Source organism: Amycolatopsis sp. NPDC104587 (genome assembly GCF_055583645.1).
The window spans coordinates 223,537-244,502 of the sequence record NZ_JBVJNO010000008.1; the positions used below are offsets into that span (position 1 = coordinate 223,537).

At 73.1% G+C, this 20,966-nt stretch carries 16 protein-coding genes; 6 read left to right on the forward strand and 10 right to left on the reverse strand.

Features of this window, described 5'->3' with window-relative positions:
* Positions 1 to 21: 21 nt before the first annotated feature.
* Positions 22 to 381, reverse strand: a complete 360-nt coding sequence (locus ACZ61C_RS26060) for a GntR family transcriptional regulator (RefSeq protein WP_465310436.1) — start codon at positions 379 to 381, stop codon at positions 22 to 24.
* On the reverse strand, positions 378 to 1,073 hold the full coding sequence (locus ACZ61C_RS26065) for a hypothetical protein (protein ID WP_465310437.1): 696 nt from the start codon (positions 1,071 to 1,073) through the stop codon (positions 378 to 380). Before ACZ61C_RS26065 ends, ACZ61C_RS26060 begins: the two co-directional genes overlap by 4 nt.
* A gap of 285 nt (positions 1,074 to 1,358) precedes the next feature.
* Between ACZ61C_RS26065 and ACZ61C_RS26070 the strand changes: the two genes are divergently transcribed.
* Complete coding sequence (locus tag ACZ61C_RS26070; RefSeq protein WP_465310438.1) at positions 1,359 to 2,639, forward strand: PucR family transcriptional regulator; 1,281 nt, start codon at positions 1,359 to 1,361, stop codon at positions 2,637 to 2,639.
* A 30-nt stretch (positions 2,640 to 2,669) separates the two neighbouring features.
* Here the strand turns inward: ACZ61C_RS26070 and ACZ61C_RS26075 are convergent, their stop codons facing one another.
* Genes ACZ61C_RS26075 through ACZ61C_RS26095 form a run of 5 tightly spaced genes read right to left on the reverse strand, consistent with a single transcriptional unit; the run spans position 2,670 to position 11,671 of the window.
* A complete protein-coding gene (locus ACZ61C_RS26075) occupies positions 2,670 to 4,145 on the reverse strand; it encodes an AbfB domain-containing protein (RefSeq protein ID WP_465310439.1) in 1,476 nt (491 codons plus the stop codon).
* 12 nt (positions 4,146 to 4,157) lie between these two features.
* Positions 4,158 to 6,176 (reverse strand): AbfB domain-containing protein, encoded by a 2,019-nt coding sequence (locus tag ACZ61C_RS26080; protein ID WP_465310440.1) that lies wholly within the window; start codon positions 6,174 to 6,176, stop codon positions 4,158 to 4,160.
* Positions 6,173 to 6,574: a hypothetical protein gene (locus ACZ61C_RS26085; RefSeq protein WP_465310441.1), complete on the reverse strand. Its 402-nt coding sequence runs from the start codon at positions 6,572 to 6,574 to the stop codon at positions 6,173 to 6,175. Before ACZ61C_RS26085 ends, ACZ61C_RS26080 begins: the two co-directional genes overlap by 4 nt.
* A complete protein-coding gene (locus tag ACZ61C_RS26090) occupies positions 6,574 to 10,557 on the reverse strand; it encodes a nucleic acid/nucleotide deaminase domain-containing protein (RefSeq protein WP_465310442.1) in 3,984 nt (1,327 codons plus the stop codon). Before ACZ61C_RS26090 ends, ACZ61C_RS26085 begins: the two co-directional genes overlap by 1 nt.
* Positions 10,558 to 10,591: 34 nt before the next feature.
* Complete coding sequence (locus ACZ61C_RS26095) at positions 10,592 to 11,671, reverse strand: hypothetical protein (protein WP_465310443.1); 1,080 nt, start codon at positions 11,669 to 11,671, stop codon at positions 10,592 to 10,594.
* A 199-nt stretch (positions 11,672 to 11,870) separates the two neighbouring features.
* Between ACZ61C_RS26095 and ACZ61C_RS26100 the strand changes: the two genes are divergently transcribed.
* From ACZ61C_RS26100 to ACZ61C_RS26115, 4 genes are read left to right on the forward strand one after another with little or no spacing between them, the layout of a single operon-like run.
* Positions 11,871 to 12,476, forward strand: a complete 606-nt coding sequence (locus ACZ61C_RS26100) for a hypothetical protein (RefSeq protein WP_465310444.1) — start codon at positions 11,871 to 11,873, stop codon at positions 12,474 to 12,476.
* 2 nt (positions 12,477 to 12,478) lie between these two features.
* Positions 12,479 to 13,975: a hypothetical protein gene (locus tag ACZ61C_RS26105; protein WP_465310730.1), complete on the forward strand. Its 1,497-nt coding sequence runs from the start codon at positions 12,479 to 12,481 to the stop codon at positions 13,973 to 13,975.
* Complete coding sequence (locus ACZ61C_RS26110) at positions 13,972 to 14,892, forward strand: polyprenyl synthetase family protein (protein WP_465310445.1); 921 nt, start codon at positions 13,972 to 13,974, stop codon at positions 14,890 to 14,892. The genes ACZ61C_RS26105 and ACZ61C_RS26110 overlap by 4 nt, the downstream gene beginning before the upstream one ends.
* On the forward strand, positions 14,889 to 16,910 hold the full coding sequence (locus ACZ61C_RS26115) for a hypothetical protein (RefSeq protein ID WP_465310446.1): 2,022 nt from the start codon (positions 14,889 to 14,891) through the stop codon (positions 16,908 to 16,910). The genes ACZ61C_RS26110 and ACZ61C_RS26115 overlap by 4 nt, the downstream gene beginning before the upstream one ends.
* On the opposite strand, the gene ACZ61C_RS26120 is transcribed toward ACZ61C_RS26115, so the two are convergent.
* The 3 genes from ACZ61C_RS26120 to ACZ61C_RS26130 form a co-directional block, all read right to left on the reverse strand.
* Positions 16,885 to 17,457 carry a DUF6801 domain-containing protein gene (locus ACZ61C_RS26120; protein ID WP_465310447.1) on the reverse strand — a complete coding sequence of 191 codons (573 nt, stop codon included), beginning with the start codon at positions 17,455 to 17,457 and terminating at the stop codon, positions 16,885 to 16,887. The genes ACZ61C_RS26115 and ACZ61C_RS26120 overlap by 26 nt on opposite strands.
* Positions 17,458 to 17,479: 22 nt before the next feature.
* Positions 17,480 to 18,910: a DUF6801 domain-containing protein gene (locus ACZ61C_RS26125; protein ID WP_465310448.1), complete on the reverse strand. Its 1,431-nt coding sequence runs from the start codon at positions 18,908 to 18,910 to the stop codon at positions 17,480 to 17,482.
* A gap of 89 nt (positions 18,911 to 18,999) precedes the next feature.
* Positions 19,000 to 19,620: a DUF6801 domain-containing protein gene (locus ACZ61C_RS26130; RefSeq protein ID WP_465310449.1), complete on the reverse strand. Its 621-nt coding sequence runs from the start codon at positions 19,618 to 19,620 to the stop codon at positions 19,000 to 19,002.
* A 412-nt stretch (positions 19,621 to 20,032) separates the two neighbouring features.
* Between ACZ61C_RS26130 and ACZ61C_RS26135 the strand changes: the two genes are divergently transcribed.
* Positions 20,033 to 20,929, forward strand: coding sequence for an RCC1 domain-containing protein (locus ACZ61C_RS26135; RefSeq protein WP_465310731.1), 897 nt, complete (start codon positions 20,033 to 20,035; stop codon positions 20,927 to 20,929).
* The last annotated feature ends 37 nt before the right edge of the window (positions 20,930 to 20,966 follow it).

The following is a 20,966-nucleotide window of genomic DNA, read 5'->3' on the forward strand; positions in this document are numbered from 1 at the left end:
GGTTCTAACCCGAATTACCACTCACGACCAGGCCGCGCGGACGGCGTTGAGGGCGGTGTCCAGGTCGGCGCCGAGGTCGCGGGCCTCGGTCGCGTAGGCCGCCGCGGCGGACAGCAGCAGCTCCGCCGGGGCCGGGCGGCCGGAGGGGATCGTCACCACCGTGCCACGGGCCCGGGCCGTCGCCACCCAGCCCGCCGCCTCCAGCTCGCGGTACGCCCGGGCCACCGTTCCGGACGCCAGTCCCAGGTCCCGGGCCAGCTGGCGGATCGGCGGCAGGCGCGCCCCCTCCGCCAGCGCCCCGGACGTCACCGCGCGGACGATCTGGTCGTGCACCTGCCGCCACGGGGCAAGCCCGTTTTCCGTGTCGACGACGATCTTCACGCGGCCGCCGGCTGCCGTTTCAGCGGCGCAGTCACCGCCAGGAACGCGGCCAGGCCGGCCACGACCGTCAGCAGCGAGCCGAAGTTGCCCGCCGGCCAGCCGACCGCCGAGCAGGTGGCGATGCCCAGCCCGATCGCGACCCGCGCGCTGCGGCGGCGCAGGGCCAGGTCGGCGCGCGGCGCGCCGGTCGCCGGGCGGCGGACCGCCAGCAGCGTGATCGCCCAGCAGATCAGCGTCGTGCCCGCGGCGATCGCCAGCAGCGTCCATTGCGCGGTCAGCGCCAGGTGCACGATCGCGCCGGCGGACGCCAGCCCGCTCAGCACCAGCGCCCACACCGGGACGACGTCGAGCAGCGTCCGCGGCGCGAGCACCGCCTCCCGGCGCGCGTCCCGGGACGGCCGCTGGGCCAGCAGCTCGGCGATCAGGCCGCCGAGCAGCAACGTGGCCACGACCGACGTCCCCGTCGTGTCACCCAGGATCGGCGGGATCGCCAGGAAGAGCCACGGGTACCAGAGCCGCCGCCGCTTGAGGTAGCGGACGGCGAGCGCGATCTCCCCGGCGTCCGGGTCCGGGACGCCCCACCGTTCGAGCAGGCGCCGCCCGTGCTTGTCCCCCGGCCAGAGGGCGATCAGGATGGCCAGGCCGACCAGGCCCAGGATCAGCCCCACCCCGAGCGCGTTGTCCCACGGCATGCCGTACCTCCTCGCTTGTATCAACCACACGATACAAGCGATCGGAGCGATGCGCGACGTTCGTCCGTTCGTACGCAAGATCCCGCGCACTCGGCGGGGTAGTTGTCAGCACTGTGCAGGCACGGCTCGTGAACTTGTCACAAAGCTGACAAGAAATCGGTTTCCCTTCGAAGGTGTGACACGTTCGGGGTTAGTTTTTCGATGTGTCCGGTGTCACCCCGCACCAGGCGCGGGGTGCTCGGCCACGCGTCGGCGGGGTCACCGGGTGGGAGCAAAGGAGCTGCGATGTCGGTCGAGCGCGGATTCGATCACGCTGCGCCGCCGCCCGCCGCACTACCCCGCAAGCTCGCCGACATCCTGCGCCCCGAGCTCGCCAGCCTCGCCGCCGAGATCGTCGACGAGATCCGCGCGACCATCCCCGCCTACGCCCGCCCGCTCGACGGCCCCTACGGCAAGTCGATCCGGGCCGGCGTCGAGTACGCGATCACGCTGTTCGTCGCGCAGATCGCCGACCCGACGGTGTCCAAGGAGCAGTCCCACGAGGTGCACCACCGGCTGGGGCAGAACGAAATGCGGGAGGGCCGCAGCCTCGACACGCTGCAGTCGGCCTACCGGGTCGGTGCGCGTGTGTCGTGGCGGCGGATCATGCGCGTCGGGCGAAGAAGCGGGCTCTCGTCGGCGGTGATGTCCCAGCTGGCCGACGCGATGCTGGCGTTCATGGACGAGCTCGCCTCCGTCGCGCTCGACGGTTACCTGGAGGCGAAGGCGCGCACGGCGGGAGCGCTCGACACCTGGCGCCGCAAGCTGCTGCACCTGATCCTCGAGACGCCGCCCGCGTCCCCGAAGGCGATCGCCGAGCTGGCCCAGCTGATCGGCTGGCCGGTGCCCACCGACGCGACGCCGGTGGCGGTCTGCCCGGCCGACGGCGTCGCCCCGGCCCGCCGTCACGCGGGCCTGGACGCGGACATCCTCGCCGAGCTCGACACCCCGGACCCGAAGCTGGTCGTCCCCGGTGAGCTCGGCGGCGCCCGGCTGGCGACGCTGCAGGTGGCGCTGCCGGACTGCCGGCTCTCGATCGGGCCGTGCGTGCCGCTCGCGTCGGTCGCGGACTCCCTGCGGTGGGCCCGGAACGCGCTCCAGCTGGCCGAACGCGGGGTGCTGACCCCGCGGCCGGTGCTGCGCGCCGAGGAGCACCTGGCGACGCTGCTGGTCAACTCCGACACCGGCCTGGTCGGCACGCTGCGGCACCGCCTGTTCGCGCCGCTGGCGGACATGACGGGCAAGCAGCAGGAGCGGCTGCTGGAGACGCTGCGGGCGTGGCTGGACAGCCAGGGCAACGTCGTCGAGATCGCGGAACGCCTGGGGGTGCACCCCCAGACGGTCCGCTACCGCATGCGCCAGCTGCAGGCCACGTTCGGCGAGAGCCTGCGCGACCCGTCGGCCCGCTTCGAGATGGAGCTGGCCCTGCGCGCGGGCGCCGCGCCGCTGCCGCTGCGCTACCCGGTCACCGAGCTGCTCCCGGCCCCGCGCTCCGGCGGTCTTCGTCCACAGTGGACGCCGCGGTAGCCGGGCGCTTCGCCCGGCCACCGTGGTCGGTCAAGGGGTGTCGACCTGCCAGGAGGCGTCGGCCGCGTAGCCGGCCGGCGTGTCGTACGGGTGCTGGCCGCTGGAGTCGGCCGCCCACACCTGCGTGCTGTACTGCCGGACGAACCTTCCCCGGGCGCTGAACGACTCCAGCGTGACCCCGGCGCCGGAAAGCCCGGCCTTCGAGCACCACGTCGCGTCCGCGCGGAACTGGTCGGTGCCGTCGGACGCGGCGAGCACGACCCGCAGCCCCTGCTGGCGCAGGTAGTACTCGGGGTGCGCCACCGATTCGAACGAGTGGCACGTCGAGTCCGCCTTGCCGGGGACGACCCGCCACGCCGTGTCCGCGCCGGCCCCGGCGCCGACCACGGCGTCGGTCAGGCCGCGCAGGTACCAGCCCGAAGCCCCGGCGCTCTGCGACCGGACGGACTGGACCAGCACCGCGTCCTCGTACTGGCCGAGCCGCAGGAAGCGGTCGACGTCGTCGTCCGTGCCGGCCATCGCGGTGTTCGCCCCGGCGACCAGCGCGGGGTGCACGCGGCTCTGCTCGGCGCGCGTCCGCAGCTCGAACAGCAGCCGCCGGTCCGCCTCGCCCTTCTTCCGGATCCAGGTGAACCAGTCCTGCAGGTTCGCGCTGTGGATGCCGGTGCCGACGTAGGCCTTCAGCTGGGCGGAATCCATCGTCCGCAGCGCGCGCTCGGCCGCGGCGCGCACCTCGGTGCCCGCCTTCGCGACCTGCCAGAGGTCGAGCACGAAGTTGACGTCCGGCTCGACGAGCTGCCCTTCGGTCGGCACCACGGCGACCACCGCCGCGGCCCGGACCCGCGCGTCCCGCTCCGCCCGGGCCGCCTTCTCCGCTTCGCTCGCCTGGGTGTCGGCGTCGATCGCGTCCTGCTGGTCGGCCGCACGGGCGGTGAAGATCCCGGTGAGGATGAAGTCCCGCTGCGCGGCGGCGTCACCCTGGTAGGCGGCCAGCGCCGCGAGCTTCAGCTTCGGCCCGGAAGCGTTCTCCCACATGGCGAAGGCGAACTCGCGGTCGCTCTGGATCAGCAGCACCGGTGACGGCGTGATGTTGTTGACCAGCGCCGCCCGCTGCTTGGCCTCGCGAGCCGCCCGCGCGACGGCGTCGTCCCGCAGGATCCGGGCCTGGTCGCGGGCGTTGGCGTCGTGGACGCCGGTCTTGATCCACTGCGTCCACTCCGCCTCGACACCCGCGTAGGCGAGCTGCGCCGACGCCCGGACCTCGGTGCCGGTCGCCCGCTGCCACAGCGCGAACACGAAGTTCCGGTCGGTGAGGATCAGCAGGTCGGGGCTCGCGACGAGGCCGATCTCCTGCGCGGCCCGGACCTTGTCGTCCTGGGTGGCGCTGCGGGGCGCGTCGGCCGTGGTGGCGGCTTCGGCCCGCGGGACGAAGGCCGGGGCCGTGGTCCCGAACAGCGCGAGCGCCGCGGCGCCCGCCACGAGCCCCAGCCGGGTTCTCCTTGTCATCGCCGTGCTCCTTCAGCTCGCGGGGTAGACGGTCGCCACGCCGGTGGCGGTGTCGTAGTCGATGCGGCCGCGTTCGAACGTGCTGCGGCGGCCGCCGGGGATGACGACCTCGTCGGACGTCGGGTAGCCGAGCGTGGACTTCTCCCCGCCCAGGGAGAGCCACTTGGCGCGGATCTCGCCGAGCACGACGTGCGCGCCCGCCCGGTCGACCGAGTAGATCGAGCCGCCGCCGGCGAAGTTCACGAACCGGCCGGCCTTGTCGGACGTGCAGGCCTCGTCGGTCACCGGCACCCCGAGCGCCGGGTGCGCGCCCAGGCGCAGGTAGGCGGCCAGGATCTCGGGTGACGCGCAGGTCGTGCCGCGGCCGGTGGTCAGCGGGTGCACCGCGCCGCCGCGGCTCCAGTAGCTGCGGAAGGCGACCTGCCCGGGCGCGGTCCGGCGCTGGAAGTCCCGGTACCGCACGGCGCCGTCGACCTGCTCCGGCCCCAGCGGCGAGACCAGCAGGTCGGTGTAGGGGTCGTAGTCGGGCAGGTACTTGTTGAGCCAGTTGACCGTGATCTCGGTCGAGTCCGGCAGCGGTTCGGTGACCCACCAGTAGAACTCGACGCCGAGCCCGGCGCGGCCGTCGGCCTGCCGCGTCAAGAAGTCCGCGCCGCCGCGCAGGGTCACCCCGGCGCCGGGCAGGATGTTGTCGACGCACCAGGTGGCGTTCCAGCCGAAGTCGACCGTCCCGTCCGCCGGCCGCACGCCGACCTGCGTCTTCTTGCCGTCGAAGTACCGCGCCAGGTAGTAGTTCGGCTTGCTGGGCGATTCGAGGGAGAAGCAGTCTTCGCCGGCCAGCCCGGCGACGATCCGCCAGGTCGCGTCGAGCCCTTCGCCCGCAACGGGTTCCGCGGCGCCCGGCTTGACGACCACGCCGTCGGCGGTCTCGCGCAGGTACTGCCCGGCGATGTTGCCGTTGACGGCGTTGCGGCTGAAGGACTGCGTCAGCGTGTCGTACTGCCCCTGGTCGAGGAACGCGCGCACGGCGTCGACCCCGCCGGCGAGCGCCTGTTCGGCGGCCCGCGCCAGCCGCGGCTGGATGCCGCCCACCACGGCCTGGTGCCGGATGTCGTCGACGAGCGCCCGGTCGGCCTCGGCCTTCTGAGCCAGCACGGCGGCGACGTCACGCCAGTTGGCGTCGTAGACACCGGTGTCGATGAAGCGTTTCCAGTCCGCCCGGACTCGGCTGCGGAGCGCGGTGACGGCGGCCTTCTCGATCTCGCTGCCCGGCCGGGCGCCGTCGGCGATGACCCGCAGGACGTCGTCGTCGGGCAGGCTGACGATGTCGGGGGCCGGGATGACCCGCACGACGGACACCGCGCGGCCCCGGGCCGCCTCCGCGGCTTTGCGGAGCTTCTCGGCCTCGGTGGTCTGCTGGTCGGCGTTGATGGCGTCCTGCTGGTCGCCGGCGTGCGCGGTGCGGAGGCCGTTGCTGATGAGCTCTTTCTGCTCGGCCGGCGTCCCGCCGAGGGCGGCGAGGATCGCGGCCCGCACGCGCGGCCCGGTCACCCGGCCGAAGACGGTGAAGAGGAAGTCCCGGTCGTTCTGGATCACGAGCTCGCCATCGGGCACGACGCCCAGCACGATCAGGGCGGCTTCCTTCGCCTCCCGCGCGACTCGAGCGGCCTCGGCGTCCCGCATCTGCTGCTGCTGGTCCCGCTCGTGGGCGGCGATGATCCCGGACTTGATCCATTCGGTGCAGGCGAGATCGGTCCCGGCGAAGGCGAGCTCGGCGGAGGCGCGCACTTCGGAACCGGTGGCTTGGCGCCAGAGGGCGATCACGAATTCCTTGTCGCGGAGGAGAAGCATCGCGTCGGTGGGGACGACGCCGAGCGTGCGCGCGGCCCGGAGCTTTTCGGACTCACTGGCCACGGGCGGAACTTCGGCGGCGGCAGTGATGCCGACCGGCGCGGGCCGCGCTTCGGCGGCGGGAACGACGAGGGCGGTCGCCGCCACCACGGCGACGGCCAGGGTGGCCAGTGCTCTCACGGTGTCTCTTCTTCCTCCGCGGGGTCGCGGACTTCCCATCCGGACCAGTCGCGGTATTCGTGGTGGTGGGCGGTGAACCCCAGGGCCCGCACGACCTTCACGAGCGCCTCTTCCATGACTTCCTTGACCGCCAGGAAACGCAGGCTGTCGGCCTCGTCCCGCCGCCCCTCGGCGGCGCGTTCGACCACCCGGGTGCTCCAGGACGGGTGCGCGTACCAGAACAAGAACACCCCGGGCGCGTACCGCACCTTCTTGACTTCGACTTCGACCCCGCCCGTGTCCGTGGGGTCGTCGGGCACGGTGAAACCCGCGGTGCGCAGCTGCTCGGTCACCCGCTCGGCGAGCAGGCGGAGGCGGTGTTCGTGGGTTTCGTCGATGAAAAGCTCGGGGTTCAGCATCACGGTCGTCTTCCGTTCGGAGCCGGCGCGGCCAGGGCCAGGGGGAGCGGTTCACCGCCGGCGGGCGCCGCCGGCGCGTCGCCTGGCCTGATGACGATCGTCAGCCGGAAGCCGATGCCCCGCCGGCGCTTGGCCGTGCCGATGTACTTCTTGAGGAGGCTCTTCGCGCCGCTCTGGATGGCCGGTTCGTCATCGCTCCACGGCACGGCCCACGAGATCTTCGCACTCTTGTTGTTCTGCAACGCTCTGGCCAGTTCCGTCTGGCAGTCACCGCACGGCGCGCGCTCGGTGAAAAGGGCCTGGATCTGGTTCGGGGAAAACCCCTTCGCGGCCAGCTTGTCGAGGATTTCGGTTTCCGAATGGCCGCTGAGACTGCTGGACGCGACCACCATGTTGGGGTATGGCCCGTCGGTCCAGCCGGGCACGTACGCGACCGCGACGTTGTGGTCCGCGTCGAAGAACCCCATCGCGATGCGGGCTTCGAAAGCGGTCGTGCTGAGCAGATCGCTGTCATAGGCGATCATGCCGCAGCTGAAGTCCGCGACGTCCGACGTCGTTGCGGCCGGTGGCGCCTTCGCCCCGGCGAAGCCGCCGCCGGCGGGCCCGCCGAGGACACTGAGCCAGCTGCAGTACTTATGCAGCCGGCTGAGGATGCTCAGGACCTTCGCGGCCAGCTTCTCGATGCGCTCCGACCGCAGGATCCACTTGCCGATGTTGGCGACGATCGCCGCGATCGCCTTCACGATCGCCTTGCCCTTGATGAACGGTAGAACCAGGCCGACCACGTTCACCACGGTCCAGAGGCAGGAAGCGATGTCGCCCTCGCCGAGGCAGCTCTTGAGGTCGTTGACGCCGATGAACTCCAGCAGCACCTCGGCCCCGGCGTCGAGCAGGAAGTCCGTGAGGTCCCTCCCGCTCAGGCAGTCGGCGGCCGCGGACCGGTACTCGGCGAGCGTGGCCCGGCCCTCCGGGTCGGAGTTCAGCAGCTCGGCGTCCTGGATGGTGAGGTCGGGCAGACAGCCGGTGCCGATCAGGTTTTCAAGCGCCCGGTGCTCTTCGTCTCGCGCCCGCTGGTCGGCTTCGGCCTGGTCCGCCGCCTTCTGGGCGTCCGCGGCGGCGTCGCGGGCCCGCTGGGCCGCGTTCGACGTCTCCTGCGCGTGGACCCTCGCCCGTTCGGCCGCCGCGGCTGCTTCGCGGGCGTAGGTGTCGGCCTGGTCGGCCGCTTTCCGGGCCGCGGCCGCATCGGTTTCCGCCTGGGTCGCCGCCGCTCGGGCCGCGTTCGCCTGGCCCTCGGCGGCGTCCGCGGCCAGGCCCGCGATCGCCGCGTCCGAAGCCGCGTTGTTCGCTTCCTGCCGGGCCTGGGCGGCGTTTTCGTGGGCTTGCACGTCGTAGCCGTTGGCTGTGTTCGCCGCGTCCCGGGCGGCGCTCGCCGACCCCGCCGCGTCCGCCGCGGACCGCTGCGCTTCGGCCATGGACTGAGCGGCGGCCGATGCCGACTTCGCGGCGTTGGCCGCCGCCTGGAACGCCGCCTTGGTGTCGGCGGCCGCGTTGTCGGCGGCTTGCTGGGCCTGGGTCGCCGCGAGCTTGGCTTCGTCCGCCCGGGTCTGCGCGGCTCGCGCCTGTTCGTCGCCCGCGGCCTGGGCCTGCGCCGCGACCTCGGCGACGAAGTCGGCGTCGAGGTCGGTCCCGGTGAACGGGGCCACCACGACGATCGCGGTGTTCGCCGGTGCGGTGATGGCGGCCGAGGACTCCCGCGCGGCGAGCGCGGCCCGGTTGGCGAGGTTCGCCTGGGTCGCGGCGGAAACGGCCTCGCTGAACGACTCGGCCGCGTTCTGCCCGGCCCGGACGGCGTCCACCGTGGCCAGCCGGGCCTGCTCGGTGGCCTGCTCGGCGAGCGTGGCGGCGGTGCGGGCGGCTTCCGAGGCCTTGACCTCTTCGGCCGTCGCGGTGGCGGCCGCGGCGTTCGCCCGCGTGGCGGACAAATGGGTGTCCGCGGCAGCGGATTCAGCGCTGTCCGCGGCCAGGTCCGCGTTGGCCGCGGCCTGCTCCGCCTCCTGCGCGGCGGCGCGGGACGCGGCGGCGGCCGCGGTGGCCTTGGTCGCCGCTTCGCGGGCCCGCGCGGCGGCACCGGTCGCTTGGTTGGCCGCGTCGCGGGCCTGCCGGGCTGCCGTTGCCGCGCCCTGAGCGTCCGCGCGGGCCTCCTGGGCCGCGGCCCAGGCCGGCGCTTCCTGTGCGGTGCCCCGTGCCGCGGCGGCCGACGCCTCCATTGCCTGTGCGCGGGCTTCGGCGGCGTCCCCGGCCCGCTGGGCGGCCCAGGCCGCGTCCCGCGAGGTCTTGGCGTTCTGCTCTTCCCGCCGTGCGGTGTCCTCGCACCCGGCGGCGATGTCCTCCTGCGCACGGGCACGCGCCAGGTAGGCGGCGGCTTCGCGCTTCTTGGCCTCCGCCTCGCCCCGCGCCCGGCTCGCCTCGGCCGCGGCCTGGTCGGCCTGCTGGCGGTAGCGGGCCGCTTCATCGCGCTGGCGTTCGGCCTCCTGACGGGCCGTGCGCGCCTTTCCCGCCTCCTGCCGCGCGGTCGACAGTGCGTCATACGTGCGTTGCATGTCCTCCCAGGCCTGGTTGCGAGCCGTCTGGGCGACGAACCGGGCCTGGTCGGCACGCACGGCGGCGTCCTTCGCCGCCTTCGCCTGGTCGGCCGCCGCCGCGGCCAGTGCTGCTGCTTGAGCGGCGTGCTCGTCGGCGTGCAGACGCCACTGGCGCGCCTCCTCCGCCCGGGCTGCGGCCTCGTTCTGGTGGCCGATCGCCGCGTCGGTGGCCATCGTCGCGTCGAGCGCGTGCTGGGCCGTCTGGATCGCCGACACCGCCGCCTGCGCCGCGGATGCCATGCCCCGGGCCAGCTTCGCCCAGTCGGCGCCGTAAGGCAGGCCCACCTCGACCAGGATGTTCGCTTCGGCCGTCGACGCCGCCGACGCGTTCTGGGCTTCCGTCGCCGCCTGGCCCGCGAGATCCAGCTGCCGCTGGGCCTCCTGGCGGACCAGGCTGAACGTCTCGGGGGAGTGGTGGCCGCCCGCGGTGTTCGCCGCCAGGATCTGCGCCGCCTGGCGGGCCGCCGTGCCCGCCGAGACCATCGCGTTCGCCGCGCGCTGCAGTGCGCGGACGCCCCGGCCGTTGGCGACCAGGAGGTTCTGCCGGGCGTGGGACGCGCGAGCCGCGCGCTGGGCCAGGTCGCTCGCCGCCTCGGCGGCCTTGTTCCGCTCTTCGAGGTCCTTCAGGTACTGCTCGCGCGCGGCGGCGTCGCGCTGCGCGGCCGCGACGTACCCGCCGTTGAAGAACGCCACGATCGCCGCGTCCCCGGCCGCGAGCGCCTGCTGCGCGGCGAGCTTGACCTCCGGCCCGGCGGAACCGGCCAGCGCCGTCACCCGAGCCCGCAGCTCGTCGGCGCGCGCCTGCGTGTTGTGCCGGGTGCGCTCGTCCCGCTCGGTCGCGATGCCCCGGCCGTAGTCCAGGAACGCGGCCCGGTCGGCGTCCGAACCGGCCAGCACCCGCTCGACCTCGGCGTTGAAGATCGGGCCGCCGGTGCCGCGCAGGTCCAAGACGGCCTCGCGGTTCAGCCGGGCCGTGTTGTCGCGACGCGCCTGGGCCCGTTGCTGCGCTTCGACTTCGCCGTTGTCGAGGAACTCCCAGATCGCGTCCTCGGTGCCGGCGTCCAGTGCCGCCTGCGCCGCCTCCCGCACTTCGGGCTCTTCGGACAGCTGCGCGATGTCGGCGACGAGCTTCCACAGCCGCGGGTCGATCGGCTCGCCCATCCCGCTTTCGCCGTCCCAGCCCGGGTACTCGGTGTGCGGGATCGGCCTCGGGGTGCCGGCCGGCGGGTCTTCGACCGCCACGGCCGTGGGCGCGGGCGTGATCGCACCGACGTCGGTCGTGGCGAACACGGTGAACGCCAGCACCAGGGCGAGCAGCTTCGTGACGATTCCGTGCGGCATTTTCCTCGTCCTGTCGAGAGAGAAGGGAAAGCGCTTACCGAGCCGCCGTGAATTGCGGATTCCGCATCCGGGTTTCCCCGTCGACGGCTTGGGTGAGCAGGTCGGTCCAGAAGCCGGCCTGCCCGGCCGCCCAGTCCTGTTCGGCCGCCCAGGCGGCCCGGGTGGGATCGGCCGCGTCGCGCACGGCCTGCCAGTTCGGCCCGGTCGCGGTCTGCGCGGCGGCGGCGATCGCGGCCCAGTTCGCGGCCTGGTCCCGGGCGACCTGCCCGGCGTCCGCCCAGGCGGTGCGGGGCGGCCCGGTCTGCTCGCCGACCCGCTGCCACGCCCGTGCGGCGGCGTCCCGCAGCTGGGCCTCGACCTCGTCCGCGGCGTCGAGAGCGGCACGTTCGGCTTCCTGCGCGTCGACGACCAGCCGCCGGACGGTGGCCAGCCAGCGGGCCTCCTGCTCGGCGTCCCGCAGGCGGTGTGCCTCCAGGTCGAGCTCCGCGCCGGTGGCCCAGCCGTAGGCGAAGAACTCGACGACGTCGGCGTCGGTGGCGTCCGGCCGGGTCGCCGACGCGGCGGCGGCCCGAACCTGGGCGCCGGGGTCGTGCCCAGCGAGTGTGCGGACGTACTGCCGATCGGCTTCGGCGAGTGCCTGCTGCTGGCTCCCGTCCGCCTCCCGCGCGGCCCGGTCACGCTGCTCGGCGGCCGCGAAACCACTGCGCACGAACAACTCCCGGTCCGACTCGGCGCCGAGCAAGGCGCGTTGCGCGGCGGCGTTCACCTCGGGCGCGTAGGCCGCGGTGTAGGTCAGCAGCACGCGCCGGCAGAAGTCCGAGTTGACCGACGCGGTCTCGGTGGCGCGCTGTTCGGCAGCGGCGAGCCCGAAGTCGAGGAACTCGTAGACGACGTCGTCGTTCTCGTCGGCCCAGGCCACCCAGGCATCGGCCCGCACGGCGGCGCGAGGGTCCTTTCCGGCCAGCCGGCGGACGAGTTTCCGCGCGGTGGCCGCGGGATCGGCGGCGGCCTCCGCCGAGTCCGACGCGGCCGCCGAAGTTGTCGGAACCTCGATGGCTCCGGTGATGGCCGCGGCGGTGAGCGCACCGCACAACAGGACGCGAAGCCGCGCCATCATGGCCTCCCCCCATGGCGACCGAGCGGGCAAAACGCCCGATCCGGTTCAACGTAACATTGCAGTGGAGTGATGATCAATCGGCCGTTCGGCCCCACCGGATTTTTTGTCGTGATCCGATGAAAGGGGAGTTTTTCCTTGTCTGCTCTCCAATTCTCTGGTTAGCCTCCGAAAAGGACGATTCCGAGGGGGAGTCACGGTGGAACCTGCCTTCAAAAGACGGTCTGCGCTGCGCGGGGCGGCGGTGCTCGCCGCGAGCGCGGCCGTGCCGATCGGCATCGCGGCCGCCGACGAGTTCCCGGAGCTGACCTGGCGGGCCACCGCGCCCGGGGCGAGCCCGCCGCCGTTCCGGATGCGGATCATCTCCGGCATCCCGGCTGTCGTCGGCTACGGGACTTCGGTGACCCTCGGCCCGGTGATCGTGCAGGCGATCAGCGATCGTGTCTTCCCGCTGATGGTCCGCAACGGCGGATACAGCTCGGTGTCCGCGACGGTCACCGGCGCGGTGGTGGTGACCGACGCCCGAGGCCTCTCCGGGCGCGTGCCGGTGACGATCGAGTTCCCGCGCGTCACGATGCCGGCCGTCGCGATCGAGACGGTGCTGACCGGAACCGCGACCTTGACCGGGTCACCGCAGCTGCCTGCGGTCCGCAACGCCGGGATGATGACGATCAGGGTCGAGCCCGGCGCCAGGGGTGCCGTCACCGTGTTCAAGGACAGCGGCGCCGGCAGCTCCTTCACCAGCACGATCACCCTGGCCGGCCCCTATCCCGTTCCTCCGGTCGCGACGATCGAGGTGCGTTGACCGTGCTCATGGACGCGAAGACAGCAGTCGCGCTCGACGACGCGAAGGCTCGGCTGGCCGACGAACACCTCAGTGACCCCAACGTGGTCGGCGCCGCGAAGGGCTTCCGCACTCGCGGTGGTGAGCTCACCGACGAGCCGGTCGTCATCGCGCTGGTCCGCAAGAAACGCCGTGCCGCCCTGGTTTCCCGGCGGCGGCTGCTGCCCGCCACCGTCGGCGGGCACGGCGTCGACGTCGTGGAGACCGGCGAGCTCCGGTTCTCCAGCGCCACCAAAGCGGCCGCGGCCACGCCGATCGCCGAACGCTTCCGGCCGCCGCTGCAGGGCAGCAGCCTCGGGTCGCTCGCCGACGGCACCCTGGGCACCCTCGGCTGCCTGGTCCGCGACCGCACCGACGGCTCGATCTGCGTGCTCTCGGCCAACCACGTCCTGGCGAACTTCGGCGCCACCGCGCCCGGCGCCGTGATCGTGCAGCCCGCGCCGCTCGACGGCGGCGCCGCCGAGACCAACACTGTCGCCCGACTCAAGCGGTCGATCCCGCTCGTCAAGGGCGGCCTGAACACCGCCGACGCCGCCATCGCCCAGATCGAACCGGGCATCGACGTCAGCTCGACGGTGGCCCGCAACCTGATGGCGCCGATCTCGGCGACCCACCCGGCGATCGGCCTCGCCTTCCTGGCCAGCGTGCACGGCGGCACGTTCATGGCCAAGATCGACACCGTCCTGGCGCAGCTGGACGTCGAGCTGCTCACCCCGAGCGCCACCGCCGTCGCCGTGGAGGGCCGCCGGATCGAGAAGGTCGGCCGCACCTCGGGCTACACCTCCAGCGTGGTGCTGGACACCACCGCGACCGTGGTCGTCGACGGCTACCGCTTCACCGACCTGATCTACGCGCAGCGGTTCTCGCTCGTCGGCGACTCCGGCGCGGTCGTCTGCGAAGGCGGCAACGGCAAGACCTACACGCCGATGCCCGCGATCGCCTGCCGGATGCTGGGCGCGGCGGGGGCGTTCTACGACCTCCCGCTCGCCGGCGACAACACGCTCGCCGACCGGGCGCGTGACGAGTTCCTCGGGGAGAGCCTGGTCGGGAACCTGGTCGTCCAGCTGGTGTACAAGAACCTCGACCTCGCGGTGAGCCGGCTCGAAGCGGTGACCGCGAGCCCCGAGGAGAAGGCGGAAGCCCGGCGCTTCTACGACAAGTACCGGACACTGGTGACGTCCGTGCTCGGTGATCCCGGCTCGCCGGTCGCGCTGACGCAGGAGCACCTGGACGACGTCCGCGCCGTCTTCGCCGGGATCTCGCCGGAGCTGGTCACCCTGCCGGAGAAGCAGGCGCTGTGGGTGATCTTCGACGACGTCGTCGCGCAGGCGCTCGGCAAGAACCGCGCCCAGCTGCTGGAGCACATGAACGACCTCGCCGTCTACCAGCAGGTCGTGACGAACCTGCGGGAGATACCAGGCCTCGACGTCGACGGCACCTACGGGTTCTCCGCGCGGTGACGGCCACCACGGACCCGGTCCGGTACCACCTCGCCCGGCTCGCCGGTGGGCTTTCCGCGTCGCTGCGGGAAACGGTCGGCGGGCTGGTCGACCGGCCCGGCAAGCTGCTGCGGTCACGGCTGCTCACCGCGTGCGCCGGCTACGGCCGGTGCGACGGCGAACGGGTGGCGCGGCTCGGCGCGGTGGTCGAGCTGGTGCACCTGGCTTCGCTCGTGCACGACGACGTGATCGACCGGGCGGCGGTCCGGCGCGGGGGCCCGGCGGCGCACCGGACGGCCGGGCCGGAGCTGGCGGTGCTCGCCGGCCTGGCCTGCCTCGCGGCGGCCGGGACCGAAGCCGCGGACCTCGGTGAAGGCGTCGCCACGGCGGTGAGCCGCACGGTCGCCGACCTGGCTCACGGCGAGCTGCTCGACGTCGAGCGCGGCTTCGACACGGGACTGTCCCTTCCGGACTACGTGGACCTGGTGCGGCGCAAGACCGGCGTGCTGTTCCGGCTGTGCTGCCTGCTCGGCGCGGTGGAGTCCGGAGTGGACAGCGCGGTCGTCGCGGCGCTCGCCGAGTTCGGCGTGGAGTGGGGGATCGCGTTCCAGGTCCTCGACGACTGCCTCGACCTGGAAGCCACCGACGGGGACAAACCGGCGGGGACCGACCACCTGCTCGGCCTGTTCGGCGCGCCGACCCTGGCGGCGTTGCGCGCCGACACGACGGGCCGGCTGCACCGCCTCCTGCTCGCGCCGTCGTTTTCGGGTGCCGATCTGACGACGGTGCGGGAGCAGGTGACCGCCCACGGCGGCCTCCGCGCGGCGCGCACCCTGGCGGGTGTCCACTTCGGACGCGCACAGGCGGCGCTGGCCCGTACGCCGGACGGGCCCGCGCGGCGTGCGCTGGCCGGGATGCTCGAAGCGAGCCGTCCTTGAGCCACGCCGTTGTGGTCGGCGCCGGGCCGGCCGGCGCCGTGGCGGCGGCCGTGCTCGCACGCGGCGGCATGCCGGTCGTGCTGTCCGGGCGCGAGGATTCTTCGCCGGGCCACGACGTGCTGCTCGGCGGCCCGGCGCGAGAGATCCTGCGGTCGCTCGGCGTGGACGTCGATGTCTGGCCGGTGCTCCCGGTGGCGATCGCCTTCGACGCCGGGACGGTGCACGACGTGGTGGATGCCGGGTATTCCGTGGTGGACGGTGCGGTGCTGCGGAAGACGCTGCGGGAGCACGCTGTCCGGTGCGGGGCCGAGTACCGCACGACGGTGGCGGAGGCCGCGGACGAGGTGCCGCGCGGTGGCGGCGTGGCCGAGTCCGCCGGGCCTGGGGTTTCGGCGGCCTCGGACATCGGCGGGTCCGCGGGTCGTGCGCCGCACGGCGCCGGTGCCGTAGAGGCGCCCCCGGCGGCTCCGCACCTCATCCTGGCCGGCGGCCCCGCCCACCTCGGCGAACCTCCGCCCCACAGCACCGGTCTCGTCTGCGCCCGCCGGTTCGCCGGCCCCGTGCCCGGCGAGCGCGTCCTCCTCCACCTCCTCGCCCCGCCCGCGGACGACCGGCGCGGGACGCCTCGCTGTGCCTGGCTCGTTCCCACCCCCGGCGGGTGCACCATCGGCGCGTCCGCGCTCGGCGACGTCGACGCGGACGACCTCCTCGAAGCCGCGGTCGCGGCGCTGGCCGAGCTGGAACCGCGCGTGGTGAAGTGCCGCCCCGAGGGACCCGTCGCGGCAGGCCCGCTGCACAGCGGCTTCAGCCCGGCATCGGCCGCGAGCCGCCAGGGGCTGCGGGCCGGCGATGCCGCGGGCCTGGTCAACCCCTTCACCGGCGAGGGGCTGAGCAACGCCGTCCAATCGGGACAGCTTGCCGCACAGGCGGTTCTGGCCGAGCGGGCCGACCCGGCCGCCGCCCGGCGCGAGTACGAGCGGTTGCTGGCGGCCGCCTTCGTCGGGTACTTCGAGACCGCGCACCACGCCGCCCGCCGGTACCACCTCGCCTGGCGTGTCCTGGCTGCCGGTGCGGGCAGTGAGCGGCCGTTCTTCGCCAAGGGACGGCGCGCCGTCGTGCTGCCCGAGGGGATCTCGGCGCTCGCCGGGGTCGAGCGTCTCGACCTGCCGTCCGGGGTGCGGGCTCCGCTGCTGCCGTTCCTCGCCGCCTGTGACGAAGTCGCCGTGTCCTGCGTCCGCGGTGAATGGCCGTTCCTCGCCCGGATGTTCGCCGCCGGCCGGGAGGAGGTGCGGCTACGGCCCGCGATCGGGTTGTTCGCCGCGCTCGTCTCCGGAGGCGACGCACCCGCCCGAGGTGGTGCGACCGTGGCAGCGGCCATCGAGCTCGCGACCCTCGGCGCGCTGGCGTTCCTCGGCCCGGCGGTCACTCCTCGCGAGGTACGCGGCGTGGACTGGGAGTCCGCGGCGACCGTCCTCGCGGGCGACTACCTGCTGGGTCAGGCGTCACGGCTGATCGCCGGAACCGCGCCGGAGCTGGCGTGGTCCTTTTCGGACTGGCTCGGCGAGCTGGCCTCGTTGCGCGCCGACGCCGTGACGACCGGCGTCGGCGCCGAAGCGGTCTTCGCGTCGCTGTTCGAGTTCCCGCTGCGGATCGGCGCGGCCCTCGCCGGGGTGTCCGCCGAGCCGTTCCGGGACTACGGCGCCGCGCTGGGCCGGGCGTTCCTCCGCGGCGAGGACGTGCTCGCCCTCCGCGGCGAGCGCACACGCCTCGACGCGACCCTCGCCGACCTCCTCGACGGCCGCATCTCGGCGCTGCCGGAACTGCTGTCGACCCCGGGCCTGACCGCGGATTCCCTGCCACCACGAGCACTTCCGTCCGCCGTCGAGGCCGGACGGCGGGCGCTCGCCGAGCTCGAGCCGGCGTGCGCCGCGGTGGACCACCCCGTGGCGCAAAGGCTGCTGCGCGCGGTGGCCGAGTTCGTGACCGGACCGGTCAGAGGATCGGCAGTGCCGGGCTGAACGTCCCGACCTGACCGGCGCTCAGCGTGCAGGTCATGGACCAGTTCACCCACGTGTTGTTCGACGCCTTGTGGAACTGGAGGGCGAACGTGGCCGGCGATCCGGTGCCGAACGTGATCGACCCGGCCGCACCCGCGACGAACGACTGGGTCGCGCCGGAGAACGGGATCACGGCCGGCATGCCCCAGGTGGTCGCCGGGACCGTGCCGCCGGTGCCGCCCGCGGGCGTCGCGTTGGTCGCGGTGACGGGGATCGCGCCGCTGCCGCGGACGCCGTCGTAACCGACGGCGACCAGCAGCGAGCGGGTGGCGGCGGACAGCGTGAGACCGCCGGAAATTCCGGTGATGGTGAAGGTCGCGCCGGGCGAGACCGTGCTCGGCCCGGCGAACGTCTCGGTGACCGGAGTCGCCTGAGCGGCGATGCCGGGGAAAGTGCAGCGGTACCCGACCGGGCCCGCGTTGTACGTCGTGAGCGCGGCCGCCGGCCCGGCGACCGCGACGAGGGCGGCCGCAGCCGCCGGAACCAGGGTCAGGAGACGACGGAACACGGTTCCTCCACTTCGGATCGGGTCACCGGCTCGCGCGGAAGACCTCCGCGGGGATCGGGACCACTGGCGGGCAGTTGCGGTGGTCCGCTTCCATGCACAGCTGGATGATCGTGAGCCGCGCCGAGGCCTGGTTGCCCGGTCCGGAGTTCTGGCCCGTGAACAGCGAGCTGAGCTTCTCCGCCGCCCCGCAGTTCGTGAACTCGGGCAGGGTGAAGCCGCGGTACTTCGGGTCGGGGTTCTCCGGGTCGGTGCCGATCAGGCCACCGTTGAACGGGTCGTACTCGCCGATCATGTCGATCGGCATCGGCGTTTTCGAGACGCAGTCCGGGCCGGCGTCGAGCGGCACGCCGTTCACCTTGACGTCGCTCAGCCGGGAGACCACGTCGAGGTGGTTGCGCAGGGTCCCGTCGAACAGGGTGCCGAACGAGCGGATCATGGTGCCGCGGCGGTAGTCCGCCGGCAGGAATTCGACGGTCGCACTGATCGGCAGGAACCCGTAGCCCAGGTACGACACCGTGACCGGGGCGAACGCCACCTCGCCGGTGATCTCGCTCCGGATGGGGTCCCCGTTGGCGGTCGTGATGCGGAACCAGACGCCGTTCACCAGCGCGGCCGGTTTGCTGTGGATCTTCGCGCCGGTCTTGGCGACCGACGCGGTGTTGTCGATCTGGTTCGGCTGCAACGGCAGGATCAGCGTGACGTTGTCGTCCGGCGGCGGCTCGTCGTCCAGCAGCGAGTGCTTCTGCGAGCCGTTCGGCCGCGGTGCCGGGGTGGACTTCTTGTCCGGCGCGGGTTTCCCGGCCGGCGGCGCGGTGGCCGCCAGCACGGCGATCGAGCCGAGGGCGAGGTCCTGGCCGCCGTCGGCGGTGCAGGCCACCTGCTCGGCGGGCCGGTCCGGCGGCGCGCCCGTCGGGCCCAGCGCGAGCTTCGGCGCGGTCAGCCGGATCCGCATGATCCCGGCGGTGGACGGCGAAAACGCGGGCAGCTTCCCGGTCGCGACCAGCGGCAGGTCGCCGTCGGCGGGCAGCCCGGTGGCGGCGATGGTCATCGGGACCGCCAGCGCGTCCTTGACCTTTCCCTGCTCCAGCAGCAGCTGGAAGGTCAGCCCACCCTCGAGAGTGCTCGCGGCGCCGAGCAGCTGCTGCGCGGCGGCGCGCGGCAGCGAGAACGCCACGGACAGCTCGGTGATCGTCGCGGGCTTGCCGACGGTCATCGAAGCGGGCAGGGACGCGGTGGTCTTCACCGCGAGCTTCAGCGGCCCCACGGGACCGGCGAAGGGGCAGGACGCCGTGACCGTCTTCGTGACGTCGCGGCCGCCCCTCCCGGCGTCCGGATCGGGCGCCCCGGGCGCGGCGGACCCCGTCCCGGTGAGTGCGCCGGTGGTGACCGACACCGCGCACACCAGCGCGAGCGCGCCGTGGGTCGCCGTCCGCCGGGTCAGCCGTGGGGCCATGCCGTGCTCCTGTCTCCTGCCGCGGGAAAACGAGCCGTAGGGATGGCCGGGGCCCCGGCCATCCCTACGGTGGTGCTACACGCAGCCGATCACGTGATGACGAAGTTCGGCGAGAACGCGAAGTTCTGCGCCGGACTGGTCACCTTGGGGGTGCAGGTCATGGCGTAGTTCGACCAGGTGTTGTTGGACGCCTTGTGGAACTGCAGCGCCGCGGTGATCGGCGTGCCGAGCGACAGCGTGTCGCTGCCCGCGGTCGCCGGAGCGGTGTAGGTGGGGATCGACGAGGAAGCCACCTGGCTGATGTTCACCGTGATCGGTCCACCGGTCGGGTAGATGACCTGCGGGATGTTCAGGCCGCTCGCCGGTCCGGAGACCGAGCCGCGCGCGGCGGTGACCGGGACGGTCGCCGTGCCGCGGATGCCGTCGTAGCCCACGGCGGTCAGCAGCGAGTGGACCGCGGCGGAGATCGTCGCGGTGCCGCCGACGCCGGTCGGCACGGCGGTGCCGCCGTGGACGATCGAGTCCGGGCCGGTGAGGAACGCGGTGATGCCCACGTCCTGCTGCGGGATGCCGGGGAACGTGCACCGGTAGGTGGCGCCCGCGTTGTAGGTGGTGGCGGCCGACGCCACGCCGGTCAGCACCATGCCGAACGCGCTGACGGCGGCCACGGTCGTCGCTGCCTTGAGGGACAGGTTCCTGAGTCGGGTCATGACTGTCAATCTCCTTCGATCATCCAGTTGACGTCTCGGGCGGGCGCTGCCCACGCGCCCCGCGGACCGAACGGGTACCGCGAATTCCCCCGGGTTTTTCCCTGGTCCAGCCCTAACCCTCGCGAGAGGCTGTGATAAATGAGGTTACTCGCCAGTCGGTTGCGCAACAAGGATGTCACGTGGTCGGTTTCCACCGGCCTTTGCCGAGGTGGGTTCTTGTCAACTCCGGAGTAGCGATGTGATGACCTTGGTGCGATGGTGACAAATACTTCGCGGGGTCCCGATCGGCGGTTGTCCGGGTTAGTATCGATACCACGCGCGTACCGCGACCGCGGGAATCGATTCAGCGAAAGAGGATGCCGTGGCCCTCCGTTTCCGCACCACTCCCCGCCGGGCCACCGTGCTGCTCGCCGTGACTCTGGCGGCGGTGCCGGTGGTGTCGGCGGCGTCCGCTTCCGCGCAGGCGCCCGGTGTCGGCGGCGTCGTGGAATGGGGGTTCTCGAACTACATCCTGGGCCCGCCCCCGGAGGCGGCCGAGGGGATGAGCGTCGTCTCCATGGGCGGCATGGACGCGATGGGGCTCAAGGCCGGTCAGGTCCTGGTGTGGGGCGACAACAACTTCGGCCAGACGGAGGTGCCCGAGGCGGCGCTGTCCGGGGTCAGCGCGATCGCCGCGGGCTGGGGCCACGAGCTGGCGCTCAAGAACGGTGGCGTCCTGGCCTGGGGAAACGACTGGTACCGCCAGACGGACGTGCCGGCCGAGGCGAAGTCCGGCGTGGTCGCCATCTCGACCAGCGCGATGCACAACCTCGCGCTCAAGGCCGGCGGGCGCGTGGTGAGCTGGGGCCTGCGCACCGACGTCCCGGCCGCGGCGACGTCGGGGGTCACCGCGATCTCCGCCGGGGGTGACCACAGCCTGGCGATCAAGGGCGGCGCGGTGCTCGCGTGGGGCGCCGACGACCACGGCCAGACCGACGTCCCGGCCGACGCGACGTCGGGGGTCACCGCCGTTTCCGCCGGTCACCAGCACAGTCTCGCCCTGAAGGACGGCCGGGTCATCGCCTGGGGCCGCAACGACAACCACCAGGCCGAAGTGCCCGAAGCGGCACTCTCGGACGTCGTCGCGATCGAGGCGGGGTGGACCTTCAACTTCGCGCTCAAGAGCAACGGGGACTACGTCGCGTGGGGGTCGAACGACGTGACCGAAGGCGACCCGGTCGGCTGGGGTCTCTGCGGGCCGTTCCTCTCCGTCTCCGCCGGTGACCGCTTCACCGTGGCGCTCAAGGAAGATCCCTCCGCACCCTGCTGACCAGGCACGGAAAGAGGGGCGCACCGGCTGGTGCGCC

Excerpts from the sequence above, each read along its gene's own strand:
- ACZ61C_RS26075 (WP_465310439.1), bottom strand. The coding sequence starts at position 4,145 with ATGACAAGGAGAACCCGGCTGGGGCTCGTGGCGGGCGCCGCGGCGCTC.
- ACZ61C_RS26095 (WP_465310443.1), bottom strand. The coding sequence starts at position 11,671 with ATGGCGCGGCTTCGCGTCCTGTTGTGCGGTGCGCTCACCGCCGCGGCC.
- ACZ61C_RS26130 (WP_465310449.1), bottom strand. The coding sequence starts at position 19,620 with ATGACCCGACTCAGGAACCTGTCCCTCAAGGCAGCGACGACCGTGGCC.
- ACZ61C_RS26065 (WP_465310437.1), bottom strand. The coding sequence starts at position 1,073 with ATGCCGTGGGACAACGCGCTCGGGGTGGGGCTGATCCTGGGCCTGGTC.
- ACZ61C_RS26090 (WP_465310442.1), bottom strand. The coding sequence starts at position 10,557 with ATGCCGCACGGAATCGTCACGAAGCTGCTCGCCCTGGTGCTGGCGTTC.
- ACZ61C_RS26125 (WP_465310448.1), bottom strand. The coding sequence starts at position 18,910 with ATGGCCCCACGGCTGACCCGGCGGACGGCGACCCACGGCGCGCTCGCG.
- ACZ61C_RS26070 (WP_465310438.1), top strand. The coding sequence starts at position 1,359 with ATGTCGGTCGAGCGCGGATTCGATCACGCTGCGCCGCCGCCCGCCGCA.
- ACZ61C_RS26085 (WP_465310441.1), bottom strand. The coding sequence starts at position 6,574 with ATGCTGAACCCCGAGCTTTTCATCGACGAAACCCACGAACACCGCCTC.